Annotated in this window: 13 protein-coding genes; 4 read left to right on the plus strand and 9 right to left on the minus strand. The window is 71.2% G+C overall.

Annotation, left to right across the window (positions count from 1 at the left end; all coding sequences use genetic code 11):
- Positions 1-211 precede the first annotated feature (211 nt).
- The 4 genes from BLS50_RS01390 to BLS50_RS01405 all read left to right on the plus strand — a co-directional run bounded on the left by BLS50_RS01390 (position 212) and on the right by BLS50_RS01405 (position 3,464).
- Positions 212-472 (plus strand): XapX domain-containing protein, encoded by a 261-nt coding sequence (locus BLS50_RS01390; RefSeq protein ID WP_012328319.1) that lies wholly within the window; start codon positions 212-214, stop codon positions 470-472.
- Positions 473-497: 25 nt separating this feature from the next.
- A complete protein-coding gene (locus BLS50_RS01395; RefSeq protein ID WP_074800161.1) occupies positions 498-2,078 on the plus strand; it encodes a cation:proton antiporter in 1,581 nt (526 codons plus the stop codon).
- 43 nt (positions 2,079-2,121) lie between these two features.
- Positions 2,122-2,514 carry an OsmC family protein gene (locus BLS50_RS01400; RefSeq protein ID WP_074800163.1) on the plus strand — a complete coding sequence of 131 codons (393 nt, stop codon included), beginning with the start codon at positions 2,122-2,124 and terminating at the stop codon, positions 2,512-2,514.
- A 68-nt stretch (positions 2,515-2,582) separates the two neighbouring features.
- Positions 2,583-3,464, plus strand: coding sequence for a pirin family protein (locus BLS50_RS01405; protein ID WP_074800167.1), 882 nt, complete (start codon positions 2,583-2,585; stop codon positions 3,462-3,464).
- 43 nt (positions 3,465-3,507) lie between these two features.
- On the opposite strand, the gene BLS50_RS01410 is transcribed toward BLS50_RS01405, so the two are convergent.
- From BLS50_RS01410 to bcsZ, 9 genes are all read right to left on the minus strand, one after another.
- Positions 3,508-4,182, minus strand: coding sequence for a hypothetical protein (locus BLS50_RS01410; protein ID WP_012328315.1), 675 nt, complete (start codon positions 4,180-4,182; stop codon positions 3,508-3,510).
- Between the two features lie 544 nt (positions 4,183-4,726).
- The gene (locus tag BLS50_RS01415) at positions 4,727-4,924 is read right to left on the minus strand and encodes a hypothetical protein (RefSeq protein WP_011694257.1); all 198 of its coding nucleotides are present in this window, start codon (positions 4,922-4,924) and stop codon (positions 4,727-4,729) included.
- Positions 4,906-6,462, minus strand: coding sequence for a cellulose biosynthesis protein BcsG (bcsG, locus tag BLS50_RS01420; RefSeq protein WP_074800170.1), 1,557 nt, complete (start codon positions 6,460-6,462; stop codon positions 4,906-4,908). The genes BLS50_RS01415 and bcsG overlap by 19 nt, the downstream gene beginning before the upstream one ends.
- A gap of 27 nt (positions 6,463-6,489) precedes the next feature.
- Complete coding sequence (gene bcsA / locus BLS50_RS01425; RefSeq protein WP_074802739.1) at positions 6,490-9,027, minus strand: UDP-forming cellulose synthase catalytic subunit; 2,538 nt, start codon at positions 9,025-9,027, stop codon at positions 6,490-6,492.
- A complete protein-coding gene (gene bcsQ, locus BLS50_RS01430; RefSeq protein WP_074800172.1) occupies positions 9,024-9,803 on the minus strand; it encodes a cellulose biosynthesis protein BcsQ in 780 nt (259 codons plus the stop codon). The genes bcsA and bcsQ overlap by 4 nt, the downstream gene beginning before the upstream one ends.
- Entirely contained in the window at positions 9,800-10,045 is a 246-nt protein-coding gene (locus BLS50_RS01435; RefSeq protein WP_012328310.1) for a hypothetical protein, read from the minus strand. Before BLS50_RS01435 ends, bcsQ begins: the two co-directional genes overlap by 4 nt.
- Positions 10,042-12,012 carry a cellulose biosynthesis protein BcsE gene (bcsE, locus tag BLS50_RS01440; protein ID WP_074800175.1) on the minus strand — a complete coding sequence of 657 codons (1,971 nt, stop codon included), beginning with the start codon at positions 12,010-12,012 and terminating at the stop codon, positions 10,042-10,044. The genes BLS50_RS01435 and bcsE overlap by 4 nt, the downstream gene beginning before the upstream one ends.
- Before the next feature lie 9 nt (positions 12,013-12,021).
- Positions 12,022-15,906: a cellulose synthase subunit BcsC-related outer membrane protein gene (locus BLS50_RS01445; protein ID WP_074800178.1), complete on the minus strand. Its 3,885-nt coding sequence runs from the start codon at positions 15,904-15,906 to the stop codon at positions 12,022-12,024.
- Complete coding sequence (gene bcsZ / locus BLS50_RS01450; RefSeq protein WP_074800181.1) at positions 15,891-17,120, minus strand: cellulose synthase complex periplasmic endoglucanase BcsZ; 1,230 nt, start codon at positions 17,118-17,120, stop codon at positions 15,891-15,893. The genes BLS50_RS01445 and bcsZ overlap by 16 nt, the downstream gene beginning before the upstream one ends.

The raw sequence follows: 17,120 nt of genomic DNA on the forward strand, positions 1-17,120 counted from the left end.
GAAATGCGTCGGCGCCGGATCGTCATCCGGGCCGAAATATTTAAGCCCCAAACGCGCGGCGCGAACACCCAAGGAATGGAATCGATCCGATTCCTGAACGAATGCCCGTTCGGGGCTGCCCGCCCTTTTTTTCTTCACGCAAACCCGCTACGCTTTCAAGACTCTGACGGCGCCGTTCCGGCGCCGCTCGGCCATCACGAGGCGCACCACCATGAAACCGTATGTCTTCTCGCTGCTCGCCGGCATCCTCGCCGGCGTGATCTACGGCGCGCTCGGCGTGAATTCGCCCGCACCGCCGGTCATCGCGCTCGTCGGCCTGCTCGGCATGCTCGCCGGCGAACAGATCCTGCCCGTCGCGCGCCGGATGCTGTCCGGCCATCGGCTGAACACCGCATGGCGCGACGCGCAGTGCAGCCAGCACATGTTCGGCGCGCTGCCGGGCGGCGCCGCGAACGACCGCAAGCCTTCTTGATCCACCCCATCGCCGCCGGCCGCGCATGACCAACGTCGAGCTGTTCCATTACCTGTTGCTGTTGATCTGCGGCGCGGGCGCCCTCACCTGGCTCGCCGAGCGCGTGTCGATTCCGCCGGCCGTCGTGCTGCTGCTCGGCGGCTGCGTGGTCGCCGTCGCCGGCAAGCGCGTGCCCGACATGGACCCGGCGCTGCTGCTCGCGGCCGTGCTGCCGCCGCTGTTGATGTCGAGCGGGTTCTACACCGCGTGGAAGGAATTCCGGCAGGAGCTCGCGTCGATCGCGTCGCTCGCGCTCGGGGCCGTGGCGTTCACGACCGTCGCGGTCGCGCTCGCCGTACATGCGGCGAATCCCGCGCTGCCGTGGGCCGCGTGCTTCACGCTCGGCGCGATCGTGTCGCCGCCCGACGCGGTCGCCGCGAAGGCGATCCTGCAGCGCCACCCGCTGCCCGCGCGGCTCGTCGCGGTGCTCGAAGGCGAAAGCCTCGTCAACGATGCGTCGGGCCTGCTGCTGTACCAGATGGCCGTATCGGCCGCGCTCGCCGCCACGATCACGACCGCGAGCGCGACCGGCCTGTTCTTTTTGCTCACGCTGATCGGCATCGCGGTCGGCCTCGCGTGTGGCCATGCGATGTGCTGGGTGCTGCAACGCCTGCGCGAACCGATGCTCGGCATCGTCGTGACGTTCGCGATGGCATGGGGCAGCTACGGGATCGCGGAAGCCGTCGACGGCTCGGGCGTGCTGTCGGTCGTCACCTGCGGCCTCGTGCTCGGCGTGCGCCAGCATCGCGTGTTCGGCGCCGACATGCGGATCAAGGCGAAGGCGACGTGGGAAGCGATCGTGTTCGTGCTCGACGCGCTCGTGTTCATCCTGATCGGCCTCGCGCTGCACGCGATCCTCGCCGGCGTGAACCACGAAGGCGCGGTGCTGATGGCCGGCCTGCGGGTCGCGCTGCCGGCGACGGCCGCCGCGATCGGCGCGCGCGTCGTATGGGTGTTCGTTGCGATGTGGCTACCCGGTCGCCTGCGCGCGCGGCGCGCGGGCCACGCGGCGTGGTCGTGGCGCGAAGCCGTCGTACTCGGCTGGTCGGGCATGCGCGGCGTCGTGAGCCTCGCGGCCGCGATCGCGCTCCCGGCCAACTTCCCCGGCCGCGACCTGATCCTGTTCAGCACGTTCCTGCTGATCATCGCGACGCTCGTCGTGCAGGGCGGCACGCTCGCGCCGCTGATCCGCGTGCTGAAGCTGCGCCCGGCCGCGCGCCGCACGATGTCCGAACATGCGGTGCGTGCACACACGTTCGGCGCGGCGCTCGCCGAGCTCGATGCGCGCGAGCAGCGCGGCGCCGGCCTCGAACGCGCGTCGCTCGACCGGCTGCTGACCGAATACCGGAGCCGCGTCGCGTTCAACGAGCACGCACATCGCGACGGCGCGGCGCCCGCGGACGTGCGCGCGCGGATGCTGCGTGTCGAGCTCGAGCTGGTCGGCGTGTCGCGCGACGCATTGCTCGACCTGCATCGCGACGGCCGGGTCGACGACGCGGTGCTGCACCGCATAGAATCGGAGCTCGATTTCGAGGAGCTGCGGCTGCAGCGCCTGCTCGAACCTTAACGTCTGGCCTGCCCAGCCCGTCCCTTTCCCACCTGGAACCGCAATGAGCGAACTCACCGTCGAAGCGAGCATCGGCCCGGTCGATTACCTCGTCCACTTCACCGATGGCGTCCACCAGTGGCGCGCCGACGAACCCGCGTCGCTCGGCGGCGACGATGCGGCGCCGACGCCCGTCGCGCTGCTGCTGTCGAGCCTCGGCGCATGCACCGCGATCACGCTGAAGATGTATGCGCAACGAAAAGGCTGGCCGCTCGACGAAGTGCACGTGAAGCTCGCCCACGAATCGGGCAGCGCGGGCAGCACGATCGTGCGCCGCATCTCGCTCGACGGCGACCTGACCGACGAGCAGCGCGAACGCCTGCTGCAGATCGCGAATGCCTGCCCGGTGCACAAGATCCTCACGCACCCGATCACGATCGACACGGCGATCGCCTGAGCGCCTCCCGCCACCGTCACCGTCACCGTCACCGCCACAGTCACAGTCACAGTCACGAGATTCCCGTCATGTCCGCCTCGATCAAGACCCTGCTCACGCCGCGCGAAAGCGACATCGGCAACCTCGTCGTGCGGCGCGTGCTGCCCGCGCGCGCCGCGCGCCTCGTCGGCCCGTTCATCTTCTTCGACGAGATGGGGCCGGCCGTGTTGCCGGCCGGGCGCGGCATCGACGTGCTGCCGCACCCGCACATCGGGCTCGCGACCGTCACCTACCTGTTCGACGGCTCGCTGATGCATCACGACAGCCTCGGCTTCCGGCAGAAGATCGTGCCGGGCGACGTGAACTGGATGACGGCCGGCCGCGGCATCGTGCATTCGGAGCGCTCGCCCGACGAGGATCGCCCGCGCGAGCAGCCGGTGCACGGCATCCAGACCTGGGTCGCGCTGCCGGTCGAGCATGAAGACACGACGCCGGCGTTCGTTCACCATGCGGCCGACACGCTGCCGTCGTTCACGCGCGACAGCGTGACCGTGCGCGTGATCGCGGGCACCGCGTTCGGGCTCGTGTCGCCGGTCGCCGTGTTCTCGCCGACGCTCTATGCGGTTGCGGAATTCGCGGCAGGCGGCACGTTGGCGCTCGATGCCGAACATGAGGAACGCGGCGTGTATCTCGTCGACGGCGACCTCAGCGTCGACGGCACATCGCTCGCCCCCGCGACGATGGCCGTGCTCGAACCGGGCGCGAGCGTCGTGCTGGCGAGTACGAACGGCGCACGCGTGATGCTGCTCGGCGGCGCGCACCTGCCGGGCGAGCGGTTCATCGAATGGAATTTCGTGTCGAGCGAGCGCGCGAAGATCGATGCGGCGCGTGCCGCGTGGGCCGATCAGACGTTCGGCAAGGTGCCGGGCGAAGAAAACGAATGGACGCGCCAGCCGGCACGCAAGGCTTAACGCAACGCGCAACGGGCGACCGAGGCCGCCCGGCGATGCAAGCTCAGCACGGCACGCGGCCCACGACTCCGCCACCCGACTGCGTACACCAGCGCTGTTCCTGCTGAGGCTGGCCCTGCGCTTGCGGCGGCGAGTACGGCACGGCCCTCGCCATGGCAAGTGCCTTGGCCAACTCCTTGGCCTCGACCTGCCGCTGTTGCTCGATCGACGCACGCTGCGCGTCGTCCGCCTGCTTCGTCAGCGCAACCAGCCTCGCATACCGGGAATCCCGCGCGTCCTGGAATGGCGGCAGCGGCGGCGGCATCGGCACGGCGGGCGCGGTGCCGCGGTAGCGGGGGATCGACATCTTCGAGGTCTTCCCCCAGATCGCCGCCTCGCCGATATCCCACATCGCCACCCGCATCTCGATCGCGTGTTCATAGCCGCGATCGACCTCGGCCGTCGTGGGCGTGCCCGTCGGCGCGGGAAGCGGCTGCAGGGACGCCGGCAAGGGCTGCAGCGCCGGATGAACGAGCCGCACCCAGCTCACGGCAGCCACCGAGTACTGATACAGGACGCGCTGGTAAGCGTCGAGTATTCTGGCGCGACTGTCGGGCGTGGAGGCCTGGGCGTTCGACACCAGCGCGATGAACGACGTCAGCGTCTGGGTATAGCGGGCGCCTTCTTCCTTCTGCGCCGCCACGCGTTCCGGCTGCGGACCGGACGATGCGGTCAGCATCCCTGCGCACCCTGACAGCGCGGCGACCACGGCCGTGCACACCCCTACCGTTCGAAACGCGATCCGAATGTGATACGACATGGCAGCCCCCCGACACAAGACAAACGCCCAATGAATCAATGCGGTGTCCGCCGCCGGCAGCCGCGCCGCTGGACCGCTGGACCCCGAGCGATGGCGCCGGTCAACGGACTGGCAGCCCGACCTTCAGGTTCGAGAGAACGGCCCGCCTTGGCGCGGCTGCCCCCTTCCGGTTGCAAACCGGCGGGTTCGTCATGCCGAAAGACAGCGGATTGTCTGCCCTCGATCGTGCACGCAAACTCGTTGCCGTCCCTGGCTTTCAGGTTGACGAAGGTATGCGCCCTTCAGTACGGCGGTGGTTTTCCAAATAAAACCGATGCACCGCTCGCGGAGACTATCCGACGGAATAGCCGGAATCGCCAGAAGCCTATGCCCGACGGACTGCGCCAAATGATATAGACCGGTCTAGTTTCATGTCAACCGCGCCTGATTAAAATCCGGCATCCCCTACCCGGCCGCCGTTCCTTCAGGCCTTCAACCCCATCAGCTTCGCGAGCGTCGGCCAGCGATCGAGCGACGCGTCGAACGCGCGGCGCGCCTGTTCGTCGACGTAGCGCTCGGGGTCGAGCGCGGGCAGATGCCGCGCGAGGCCGATCACGTCGTTCGGTTGCGACAGGCGATCGTCGTCGCCTTCGCCAGCTATCGTCACTGTTCGTCGATCCATACACCGTCCGGCGTTTTCACCGCGTAACCCGCGGCCGTCTGCATCGTCACCGTGCCCTCGTTCTCGCCGATCATCCGCGTGCGCGGCAAATCGGCCGCGTATTGCGCGAGCGTCGCACCGGGCTTGAACGGGCTGTTCGACACGAGATTCGACAGCAACTGCGCGAGCGCGAGGAAGCTGGTCGGCTGCTCGATCACGGTCGTCGCGCCGTGGTTGCCGGTGAAGCCGACGAGCCGCACGCCGACCGGCCCGTGCACGATGCGCGGCGTCGGAATCTCGCGCAGCCCCGCGATCTGGTTCTTGTCGCCGCGCAACGCGGCGCCGTGCTCGGGCACGAACACGATCACCGCGCGGCGGCCCGATTGCGCGATCAGGTCGGCGAGACGGTCGAAGTCGGTCATCATTTTCGTCGCGCGCTGCGGATACGAGTCGATGCTCGTCAGCGCGCTGCCGACCACGCGGTTGCCGTCGTGCAGGCTGATCGTGTTGTAGTACAGCGCGACCGGCCCCGGCACCGATGCGCGCTGCGCGTACCAGTTCGCGAGCGTCGCATAGTCGTCCTTGATCGCCGAGCCGTCGAACGCGTGCATCGCGACCGGCGCGGCCGCGTTCGAGATCATCGGCGCATCGGCCACGCCGATGTTGTCGTGGATCACCTGCAGGAAGTTGTCGAAATGGCCGTCGTGGTTCAGCAGCGACTGCACCGTGTAGCCGGCGCCGGCCAGTTGTGAGAACAGGTGGCACTGCTGCGGTGCGGGCTTGTACAGGTCCGCATGCGCCTCCTGCCCGCAGCTCGCGCGCAGCACGCGGATCGCGGCCGGGCCGCTGTAGCTCGCGGCCGTGCTGAAGTTCGTGAACAGGTAGTCGAAGTGGCTCAGCATCGCGTGATTGCGCACCTTCGCCGCGTCGAGATCGTCCCACGACAGCGAGCAGATGTGCAGCACGATCACGTCGAACTGCGCGGCCGGATCGCTGCCGAGATGGCCGAACGCGACCTGCCGCTGCGACTCCTGCGCGCGGAACGTCGCGAGCGCCGCGTTGTGATCCTCGGGCTGGTCGACGCGCGTGGCGCCCGCCACGTTCGCCTGCGGTTGGGCCGGCGCGACGACGCGCGCCATCAGCCCGCTGCCGGCCTGCCACAGCGGCATCACCACCAGCACGGCCACCACGAACGTCGCGACGCGCAGCCAGCGATTGACGATGAAATAGACGATCAGCACGCCGACGATCGTCAGCGCCAGCACGGGCGGCAACAGGCGCGGCAGCAGCTCCATCCAGTAGTCGAGGCGGAACGTGCTGACTTCGCGCGCGGCCTCCGCGAGACGGGCGAGCGACGGCGCATGCAGCTCGCGCGCGAGCAACGGCACCGCGATCGCGACCGCCACGACCTGCCGGACGATGCGCCATGCGCGCGACCGGATCGGCGCACTCGCCACGAGCGCCATCGCGAACGCGAGGTTCGCGAGCCAGAACGGCTGCAGGCGCCCGGTCGCGAACAGCGCGAACTTCAGGATGAAATACAGATTCCAGAACGTCATCTAACCCACTCCATGATGCGCGCCGCGTCAGTCGCGCGCGCGATCGAGTTTCGGCGCGAGCATCCCCTGCACGCCGCGCGCCGCACCCTTCCACATTCGTACATAGCCGTCCAGCCCGATCCGCAGCACTTCCTTGAGCCCGCCGAGCGGCGTGTCGGGCCGCGCGCCTTCGTGCCAGTCGAGCCACGCATCCGCGCGGCCGAACGTGCATTGCACGAGCTGACGTTCCTGTTCGAGCGTCAGTTCCTCGAAGCTGACGCCGACATGAGTCGCCGTCACCCGCGTCACACGCACCGGGAACGGGAACGCCCGGTCGCCGCGCGTCACGCACACCGTCAGCGTGTCGCCGGCGGCGAGCGGCAGCCCCGGCACCGCCTCGAGCCCGAGGCCGCCGGTCGAGTAGTCGCTCGTGAAGCATGCGGCGGTCGAGCCGTCGGCGAGCAGCAGCATCGCCGGCACGCGCATCGCGATCCGGTGCGTGACGCGCACCTGCTTGGTCTCGCGCGCAACCGCCAGCGCCGCGCCGAGCATCGCGAGGTTGTACACGGTCCAGCCGAGCGTGATCAGGATCGTCGACGCCTCGTCGCCCTGGTCGGCCACGAGCCGCCACAGGCCGGCGACGATCGCGAGCACGTTCAGCGCGAACAGCACCAGATACGGCTTCGACGTCGACCAGTCGACGTAGCCTTCGTCGATCTTGCCGCCCTTGTCGGTCACGTTGAACTTGCCGTGCTTCGGGCTGAAGAACGCGACCGTGGTCGGCAATGCGATGTACCACGCGAGCACCGATTCGTAGACCTCGGCCCAGAACGAATGCCGGTAGCGCCCCTGCATTCGCGAGTTCGCGACGTTCGCGAGCACGAGGTACGGGATCACGTAGCTCGCGAGCGCGAGCGACGACGCGTTGATGAAGTACAGGTGGAAGAACAGGTACGCGAGCGGGATCGTCAGGAAGATCAGCCGCGGAATCCCGTAGAAGAAATGCAGCATCGCGTTGCCGTAGCAGATCCGCTGGATGAAGCCGAGCCCGCGCCCGAGGAACGGGTTGTCGATGCGGAAGATCTGCGCCATCCCGCGCGCCCAGCGCGTGCGCTGCTTCACGTGGCCCGCGAGGCTTTCGGTCGCGAGGCCTGCTGCCTGCACGGTCGGCAGGTACGCCGACGTATAGCCGCGCCGATGCAGCTTGAGCGCCGTGTGCGCGTCCTCGGTCACGGTCTCGACCGCGACGCCGCCGACCTCCTCCAGCGCACTGCGCTTGAGCACCGCGCACGAGCCGCAGAAGAACGTCGCGTTCCACAGGTCGTTGCCCGACTGCACGAGGCCGTAGAACAGGTTGCCCTCGTTCGGAATCTCGCGGAACGTGCCGAGGTTGCGCTCGAACGGATCGGGCGAGAAGAAATGGTGCGGCGTCTGCACCAGCGCGCATTTCGGGTCGCGCAGGAACACGCCCATCGTCGTCTGCAGGAACGAGCGCGTCGGCACGTGATCGCAATCGAAGATCGCGATGTACTCGCCGTGCGTCTTCGGCAGCGCGCGGTTGATGTTGCCGGCCTTCGCGTGGCGGTTGTCGTCGCGCGTCAGGTAGTCGATGCCGGCCTCGGCCGCGAATGCCGCGAACTCGGGGCGCCGGCCGTCGTCGAGCAGGTACACGCGCAGCTTCGCGCTCGGCCAGTCGATGCTCTGCGCGGCGAACACGGTCGGCTTCACGACCGACAGCGGCTCGTTGTAGGTCGGGATATAGACGTCGACGGTCGGCCAGGTGTCCGGATCGTCGGGCAGCGGCACGATCGGCCGGTCGAGCGGCCACGCGGTCTGCACGAAGCCGAGCAGCAGGATCATCCACGTATAGGCTTCGGCGCCGTACAGCAGGTAGCCGGCGACGGCTTCGACCGGGCTGCGGAAGTCGAGCGTCTGGGTCGTGCGCCACCACACGTAACGCACCGTCGCGAGCAATGCGAGCGACGCGAGCGCGAGGGTCGGCAGATGGCCCGGCAGGCGGCGCAGCGCGAGCGCAAGCACCGCGACCATCGCGAAGAACGCGAACTGCGCACCGGGCATCAGCGGCGACATCCCGGCCGCGGCCCACAGCACCGCGCCGGCCACGAGCAGCAGCGGCGTGAGCCAGCGGCGCCGGCCGACGCCGTTCGCGCGCGCATCGAGCCAGCCGCCCCAGCGCACCCACGGCAAACGCTCGAGCATCGCGTTGATGCGCCGGCCGACCGCGCGGCCGGCCACGTAGACGGGCACCACGAACGTGTCGAACCACGCGAGCGGATCGCGCGCGGGCCGGCCGTCGGCCGCGCGCGGCGCGCGCACGATCGCGCGCCACAGCCATTCGCGCATGCTGAGCGGCTGCAGCACGCCCCAGTCGTGCGCGAGCCGCAGGAACGCGACGCGAACCCAAAGGCGCACATGATCGGGCCGACCGGGCGGCGGTGCATGGAAGAACAGCCGCACGAGCCAGTCCACCCGCGTGCGTTGCGCCGGCAGCCCGATGCCGCGCGCGCACCAGTCGGCCGCGCGACGGCCGAACGCACGCAGTCGCGACGCGAGCGCGGCGTTCATCGCATGGCTCCGGCGCGGCCGGCGACGGCCGCCGTCAGCCACGTATCGACCCAGTTCGCGACGCCGTTCAGGTCGTGCGACGCCTGCGAATACGGCGCGTCGTCGAAGATCCAGCTGCCGCGTGCGAGCGCTTCGGGCACGGCCGCGTCGACGTGGATGCGTTGCTCGAGCATCGACGCCGGCCCCGCAACCGCGCGCAGCATCGCCAGCGCGTCGCGCTGCATGTCGCGCGCCGGGTTCAGCCGGTTCACGACGATCTGCAGCGCGCCGCGGCCGGCTCGCAGCGCGCCGAGCCGCGCGGCCGTGGTCGCGCACGCGACCGGCTCCGGCGGCACGACGACGAGCGCCAGGTCAGCGCACCGGATCGCCTGTTCGGCCTGCGGCGACGGATAGCGCGCGGTGTCGACCAGCACGACGCCATCGGCCGGCAACGCGATTTCGCCGAGCGCGCGCGACAGCCAGACCGGATCGGCCACGAGCCGCGCATCGCACGCGGCGGCGCCGGCCGCATCGACTTGCCCGTACGGCACGAACAGCACGCCGTCGGCGTTGCGCCACGTGTGCGCGTGCCACGGTTCGGCGCCGCCCAGCAGGCTGTGCGCCAGACCGTGCTCGGCCAGCGTATCGAGGCCGAGCGTCGCGCCCATCAGGTTCTGGGCATCGAATTCGACGGCGACGACCGGCCGGCCGCGGCGCGCGAGCAGCACCGCGAGCGCGGCGGCGAGCGTCGTGCGGCCCGCGCCGCCCGTCGTCGACGTGAGGGCGATCGTCTTCATCGTGCCGCCTTGCTGTCGCGAATGCCGGCTTCGTCGGCTTCGTCGGCGTCGGCGCCGCCGACGCCCGGCAGCAGACGGCCGCGCAGCGCGACCGGCACGAGTTCGCACGGCACCGCGTCGCGCCGGTCGATGCCGCGCGGCGCATGGAAGCCGCGGCCGATGCCGAGGTGCTGCGCGACGATCCACACCGGTACCGCAATCACGATACCGACGATGAAGCCGATGACGAGTTCGGCGATCATGCGTCCTCCTGCTTGCGCAACGGCATCGCGCTGCGGACGGCGCCGCGCGCCCGCGCGGCGGAAATGACGGGGTCCGGCGGCGACGCGTCGACGGCGATGGGCACGGACGCCTGCGGCACGCCGATCGCGTCGAGCGCGACGACGGTATCGATCGCGTCGATCGCGTCGCTCACCTCGCCCGCATCGGGCAATGCCACGCCGGGCTCGACGGGCACGGCCGCTGCGCGTGCGGCGCCCGCCGGCCGCGTCGCCGCGAACAGGTCGCTGTAGTCGGCGATCGGCGCGCGGCGGTTCTCGGCCTTCAGCGCGTCGAGCTCGGTGTCGACGCTGCCCTGCCCGAGGCACACGACGCGGTCGGACAACGTATCGACCGGCACCTCGAAGATCCGCGCGAGCGCGTCCTCGGCGTCGACCGGCTCGCAGGCGAACAGGAACACGAACAGGTGTCCGGCATCGGCCGTCACGACGTCGCCCGCGCGGCGCGCCCGGCAGTGCCGCAGCGCGTCGACGTGCGATACGCCCGGCAACAGCGTGAGCTTCGCGAGCGTGTGCGGCAGCGCGAGCACCGCACCGCGATCGAGCACCGCGCGAATCCGCTGGCAGAACGCGCCGACCGGCAGATAACCGAGCACCGAATCGCCGAGCGCGGCCGCGAGCGCCGCGCGGTAGTCGGCCGCGACGGGCCGCGCGTAGAGCTGGCCGTGCAACGCATGCACGGCGGCCTGCATCCGCGAGACGGGCAGGTCGCGCGCGACGACCCGGTTCGCACCGACGCTCAGCACCAGCATCTCGAACTGCTGACGCAGCACCTCGCCGCGCTCGACGACCGCGATCTTCAGTGCGCCGCCGCACTGCCGGCGCAGCGCGTGCACGTCCGCGCACAGCGCTTCGAGCTGCGCGTGCGAGCGGAACACGAGCACCGCGGTCGCGGCCTGCGCGCTCGCGCACGCGGCGACGACGGCCGCGTTGTCGTCGACGATCTCCCAGCCGTCCGGCACGCGGCTCGCGCCGTCGAGCACCGCGCGGCTGACCACCACGCGATCCTCGTCGCTCGCGAGCTTCATCCGCCGTGCCGGTTCGGTCGCGCCGCCATCGACGCTCGCCGACAGCCGGCCGCCCGGTGCGAAGCGCAGCGGCCGCACCTCGCCGGCCGCGAGCGTGTCGCCCGCGCGCCAGAAATCGACCACCCACAGCAGTTCACCATGCGTGCGCTGCAACTGCGCGACGCCCGAACAGATTCCGTGGAAGCCGCTGCGCGGCGTGCGATCGGCATCGCGCACGAGCGGCGCATCGTCGGCGCGCGCGTCGCCGCCCGCGCGGGTCGCTTCAGGGTCGAGCAGCAGCACGAGCGCAATCCGGCGCGTGCGGCACCAGTCGGCCAGCGCGTGCGCTTCGTCCGCGAGCGCGGCCGGATCGTCCCAGCTGAACCAGCGCTGGGCGCCTTCGACGAAATACAGCGAACGCGCGTGAAATCCATAGCGCTTCATCGCGCGCAAGCCGCCGGTCAGCCGCGCGAACGGGCCCGGCGCCGCGCGGCGCGGTGCGTTGCCGGCTGCGCCGGCGTCGGCACCGTCGTCGGCCGGCTCGACCGCAGCCGGCATCGCCAGCACGTTCAGGTTGCGCGGCCAGCCGGCCGGCTGCACGCCGCCCGCGAAGCCGAGCGACGCCATGTGCGCGGCGACGCGCGCCGGATCGCGCGCCAGCACGATCGTGACGTCGCGCGTGCGCGCCTGCCGCGCGCTTTCCCAGACGAGCGCATCGCAGGCCGGCGTACCGCCGGCCGCGTAGATCGCGTAAAGGCCGCCGGCTTCCAGTTGCGTCCAGGTGTCGGGCAGGCCGTCGATCGCGAGCCGGCTCAAGGCGCCGGCACGGCCGCCCGCCGGCCCCATGCGCAGCAGCGCGCGCAGGCGATCGGCCAGGCCGGTGGCGCCGGGCGCGGAGCGGGTGACATCGAATTCCGTAGTCACGGCGTTCCCCTAGTAATCCGAATAAAGCCGCACGGGCGTCGGCGTGACGAGCCAGCTGCGCGACGCACGCGCGTCGAACGCATAACGCAGATACACGAGCGCCGAGCTCGGCGCATAGTCGTGCGACCGGTCGATGTGCAATTGCGCGCCGACACTCAGGTGCGGGTTCACACGATATTCCGCGATGCCGTTCACGCCGTACGAGAACGACACGCCGCGCGTCGAACTGCCCGCGTACACGAAGCCGGCCGCCACCTGTTCGGCGCGCTGGCCGGAAAGCGTCGGGTAATACAGCGAATCCTTCTCGTAGCTGTTCGAGATCCCGCCCGTGACGGTCAGGTCCCACGACAGCGCATCGTGCCGCCCCGCCCATTCGATCGGCACGCCGAGCGACAGGTAGCGCTGCGGGCTGTAGTAACCGCCCTGCCCGTACGTGTAGTAGCGCAGGTTCTGCGCGTAGTGCCACGCATTGCCGACCAGCCCCGTGCTGACCTTCATCGTTGCGCGCTCGTACACGGGCACCGTGAAGCCGGTGCGCAGCGTAACTTCCGCGTTGCGCTCGACGTTACGGCCCGACAGCACGCCCGCGCCGAGCTCCGCGAACAGGTTCGTGCGGCCGACGTCGACCGACGCGCGCAGATTCACGCCGTCGCGGCGCACGCCGCCCCACACCGCGCCGGTCCACGGGTCGCGCATCCCCGCGTACGACAGCACGCTGCTCGTTTCCGGCCGCCGCGACGCATTCACGGAGAAGCTCGCCGGGCCCGCGTCGAAGCGATAGCGCACGCCGCCGACGAGGTAATGCACCGGGAAGCCGAGCGGCGACGTGCCGAGATCGAAGCGCCATGCATCGGACAGATACCCGGCGCCGAGCGCAACGCCCGTCGTCGACTGGTGCAGCGAGCCCGGCGGATTCGCGATCAGCGCGGCGGCCTGCGGATTCGGCTGCGCCCTGAGCGCCGCGTACGTGCCGAACGTCTTGAGCGAATACGCGCCCGGCACGCTCGTATCGAGCGTGCCCGGATCGAGATGCACGGTGTCGACCTGCGCGAACACGTGCCCGTCGTAGCGGATCGGCATCTGCAGGTAGATCGGCACCTGCTGCGCGCGATACGACGAGATGCCTTCGTCGCCCGACTTGTACGCGGGTATCCAGCCGGTCTCGATCTCGGGATTGCGCCGCTGCTGCAGATCGGCGAACGCGGCCTGCGCGGGTGTCAGCCCGTCGCGGCCCGGGATCACGCCCGTCGCGCGTTCCTGCGACTGCGACAACCGGTACAGCGACGCCGCGTCGTCATAGCGGCCCTGCGCCTCGGCCACGCGCCCGGCCGCGACCGTCACGTCGGCGCGGGCCGGATACGCGGCCTGCAGCCGCTCGGTCACCTGCGCGGCTTCGTCCGGCCGGCGCAGCGCGTTCAGGCGACGCACGGCCGACAGTTGCGTGTCGACGTCGTCGTCCGGCGTGCGCGCCAGCACGGCCTGCACGCGCTCGCGCGCGGCGGCACGGTTGCCGCTGTCCTCGTCGATCCGGGCCAGCGCGAGCTGCGTATCGGCGTCGTCCGGCGTGCGCGCGACGACCGGTGCGAGCGCATCGCGTGCGGCATCGTAATGGCCCTGCGCGCGTTCGAGATCGGCGAGTTCGAGCGCATAACGCTTGTCCGCCCGGCCGGCCGGGCTCGCGCGGTCGAGCAGCGTGCGCGCCTGCGCATAGTCCTGTCGGGCGATCGCGTCGTCGGTCTGCCGCAGCACGAGCCGCAGCGACTGATCCTCCAGTCGCGCCGTCTGCGCGGGCGTCAGCGCCGGGTCGCGGCGCAGCGTGTCGAGCCATGCAGCGAGCGCATCGTCGCGCCCCGCGCGGCCGAGCAGGTCGCCGTAGCGCAGCCGCACGTCCGCGTCGGCTTCGCGCGGATGCGCGGCGATCCAGTCGCGCAGCGGCGCGAGGCCGCGCTCCGGTTCGCCCGCGTCGATCCACTGCGCGCCGATCGCGGCGAGCATGTCGGGATCGTCCGGCGCGCTCGCCTGCGCGTGCGCGAGCGTGGCGGCGAAGGCCGCGCGGTCGCCGCGGGCATGTGCGCCGCGCGCGTCGGCCAGCGCGCTTTCCGCATCGAGCTTGCGCGCCAGCGCGCGCATCCCGTCCGAACGGTGCGCGTCGTCGACCGGCGCCAGCGCGGCTTGAGCGCCCACGACATCGTCGAGCGAGTTGCGGTACAGCGCGTTCGCGTAACGCATCTCGGGCGTATCGCTCAGCGCCAGCCCGTCGTCCATCACCGTGCGGCCGAGCTGCGGCAATCCCATGTCGCGATACAGGCGTGCGAGCGCGAAGCGCGTCCACGGCGCATCGGGCGCCGCGCGCACGGCCGCCTCGTAGCGTTGCGCGGCCGGCCCGCGCGCGCCCTTCTCGGCCAGCGCGCGCGCCTCGTTCGCGAGCACATCGCCACGCAGGCCGTCGAGCGTGCGGCGATCGTCGGCGCCCGTCACGCGCCCTTGCAGCGCATCGAGCAACGGGCCGATCCGGTCCGCGCGGCCGGTGTTTTCATACAGCGTGGCCGTGTCGCGCACGGCCGACAGGCTTGGCGAACGCGCGGCCAGCAAGCCGCGCAGCAACGGCTCCGCCTGTGCCCAGTCGCGCTGCGCGAGCAGCGCATCGGCGAGCTGCAGCTTCGCGTCCGGGTTGTCCGGCTGCATCGCGAGCGCCGCACGCGCGGCGCGCTCGGCATCGCGCGGGCGGCCCGCACTGGCCGCTTCGCGGCCCTGGGCGAGCAGCCCCCAGAACTGCGCGGTACGCGCGAGGCCTTGCCATTTGCCGCGCTGGTCGGTCGCACGCGTCGCGGCCCGCGCGAACAGCGCGCGCGCTTCGTCGTGCCGCCCTTCGCGCAGACGCAGCAGGCCGAGCCCGCCCAGCGCATCGGCGTCGTCGGCCCGCGCCCGCGCGGCGCGCGCGAGCAGCGGGTCGGCGGCGGCCAGGTCGCCGCGCGCCAGCGCCTGCAACCCGCGCTGCTGCGCGATGTAGTCGGGATCGCGTTCGAGCCGGCGTTGCGCGTCGCGCTGCTGGTCGAGGCCGGCGGCGCGATCGCGGAATTCGGTGTCGTCCGGCGCGAGCGCGAGATACGCGTGCAGCGCATCGAGATACGCGGGATCGCTGCCGGCCGACTGCAGCACGCGCCGCCACAGCGCCATCGCTTCCGTATGGTCCGCGTCGGCGCGCTTCGCGAGCGACCATGCGATCCGGTTCGCTTCCGCGCGCGTGTCGTCGCGCTGGTTCAACAGCCGCGCGAGCGCCATCGATGCGCTCGTGTCCCGCGGATCGGCGGCGACCGCGCGGCGCAGCGCGGCGATCGCCGGCTGGCGCCCGCCCGGCGCATTCGACACGATCTGGTAGTACTCGGCGCCGAGCGCGCCCGATGGCGCGCCGTTCGGAAACAGCGCGACGATCCGTCGGGCCGCCTCATCGGCGCGGCCGCTGCGCGCGAGCAGCCGGATCTGCGCCATCTCGCCGCGCCCGCTCGTCGCGACGCGGTATTCGTCCACCACCCGCCGCGTGGCCGGCGCATTCGGCGACTGCGCCTGCAGCCGCGCCAGCGACGCCTGCGCGCCTTTCGCGTCGCCGAGCCGCAGCAGCACACGCACCTGTTCGGCCAGCAGCTCGGGATCGCCCGGCGCGATCAGCAAGCCCTTGCGCAGCGCATCGCGCGCGAGGTCGTCGCGATGCTTGATGCCCCACATCCGCGCGGTGTCGAGTTCGCGCCGCGCATCGGCGGCGGCCGAGGTCGCCGGAGTCGCCGGGTTCGCGATCGCCGCGCCGGAGGCCGCGCCCGGCGCCGCCGCGCACACCGACGACGCGAGCCACGCGAATCCCGCGACGTGCGGCGCGGCACATTTCAGCGGGCGGCGCACGAACGGCCTCCCCAGCGGGTGTCGAGCGTGCCGTCCGCCCCGAACCGATAGCGGCCATCGCGCCAGCCGAGGCCGAACAGCGTCAGCACGCTCGTGTAATAGCCGGGCGCCGACTGGCGCGCGAGCGTATCGACGCGGGCCGCCTGGGCATCCGCGAGCGCGTGCTGGCCGCGTGCGTCGAGAAACGGCACGGCGGCCGCGGAGAAGCCGCCGTTGCCGTCGTTCGGCCCCGCGACGCCCGTCGTCGTATCGACCTTCTCCGGCGGCGCGCCGTGCGCGGCGATATGGTCGGCGAACGGCGCGAACTTCGCGAGCAGCGGCGCGGCGAGCGGATCGGCGCGGTCCAGCATGCCGGCCCACAGGTACACGCGAATCGCGTTGTACGCGCTTTCCGCATGGGTCTGCGGATCGGGCCCGAAACCGTTGCCCGCGCGATACAGCGCCCAGTCGGGCGAAAAACCTTTCGGCGCGGTGTCGAGCAGCACGCGAGCGGTGCTGGACGCCAGCGTGGCCCAGCGACGGTCGTCGGGCAGCCGTGCGCCGAGCGCGCGAATCACCTGCGGCGGCGAATAGCTCGGATTCACGCGCCATTGGCCGTTGGCCAGCTTGAACCCGGTCGGGCCCGGCAACAGCGTGAGGCCGAGGCCCGGCATGGTCGCCGTCTCGGCGTCGAGCACGCGCTTCGCGAGCAGCGCGCCGCGCGCCGTATAGCTGCGCTCGTGCCACAGCCGCCCGGCCTCGACGAGCGCATACGCGATCCACAGATCGGCGTCCGACGCCGGGTTCGCGTCGAGCACGCGCCACGCGCCGTCGGGCGCGCGGCCCCACAGCCACGCCGGGAGATGCGCGCTCAGGTCGCCCTGCGCGAGGTTGTTCTCGGTCCATGCGAGGATCGTGTCGAACATGCGCCGGTCGTTCGCGACCAGCGCGAAGAAAAGTCCATACGCCTGCCCCTCCGATACCGTACGCGAATCGGCCGAGCCGACGTCGATCACGCGGCCGTCGGCCGAGATGAAATCACGCTTGAACGCGTCCCAGCGCGGCCACGCCGCGCTGCATCCCGCGCTCGCCGCATCGGCTGCACCGGCCGCCGCCGCGTGCGCGCGCGTGGCCATGCCAGCCGCCGCGCACGTCATCGCGATCGCCAGCGCGAGCGTCGCGCCGACACGCCGCGCCGGCTGCATTGCCCGTCGCTTCGTCATTGCCCGCGCCAT

This window comes from Burkholderia orbicola, assembly GCF_900100915.1.
GTDB classification, from domain to species: domain Bacteria; phylum Pseudomonadota; class Gammaproteobacteria; order Burkholderiales; family Burkholderiaceae; genus Burkholderia; species Burkholderia orbicola.

Bases quoted from the DNA above. Each gene is read 5' to 3' on its own strand.
- BLS50_RS01390 (WP_012328319.1), top strand. From the start codon at position 212: ATGAAACCGTATGTCTTCTCGCTGCTCGCCGGCATCCTCGCCGGCGTG.
- BLS50_RS01395 (WP_074800161.1), top strand. From the start codon at position 498: ATGACCAACGTCGAGCTGTTCCATTACCTGTTGCTGTTGATCTGCGGC.
- BLS50_RS01400 (WP_074800163.1), top strand. From the start codon at position 2,122: ATGAGCGAACTCACCGTCGAAGCGAGCATCGGCCCGGTCGATTACCTC.
- BLS50_RS01405 (WP_074800167.1), top strand. From the start codon at position 2,583: ATGTCCGCCTCGATCAAGACCCTGCTCACGCCGCGCGAAAGCGACATC.
- BLS50_RS01410 (WP_012328315.1), bottom strand. From the start codon at position 4,182: ATGCTGACCGCATCGTCCGGTCCGCAGCCGGAACGCGTGGCGGCGCAG.
- BLS50_RS01415 (WP_011694257.1), bottom strand. From the start codon at position 4,924: ATGGATCGACGAACAGTGACGATAGCTGGCGAAGGCGACGACGATCGC.
- bcsG (WP_074800170.1), bottom strand. From the start codon at position 6,462: ATGACGTTCTGGAATCTGTATTTCATCCTGAAGTTCGCGCTGTTCGCG.
- bcsA (WP_074802739.1), bottom strand. From the start codon at position 9,027: ATGAACGCCGCGCTCGCGTCGCGACTGCGTGCGTTCGGCCGTCGCGCG.
- bcsQ (WP_074800172.1), bottom strand. From the start codon at position 9,803: ATGAAGACGATCGCCCTCACGTCGACGACGGGCGGCGCGGGCCGCACG.
- BLS50_RS01435 (WP_012328310.1), bottom strand. From the start codon at position 10,045: ATGATCGCCGAACTCGTCATCGGCTTCATCGTCGGTATCGTGATTGCG.
- bcsZ (WP_074800181.1), bottom strand. From the start codon at position 17,120: ATGGCGCGGGCAATGACGAAGCGACGGGCAATGCAGCCGGCGCGGCGT.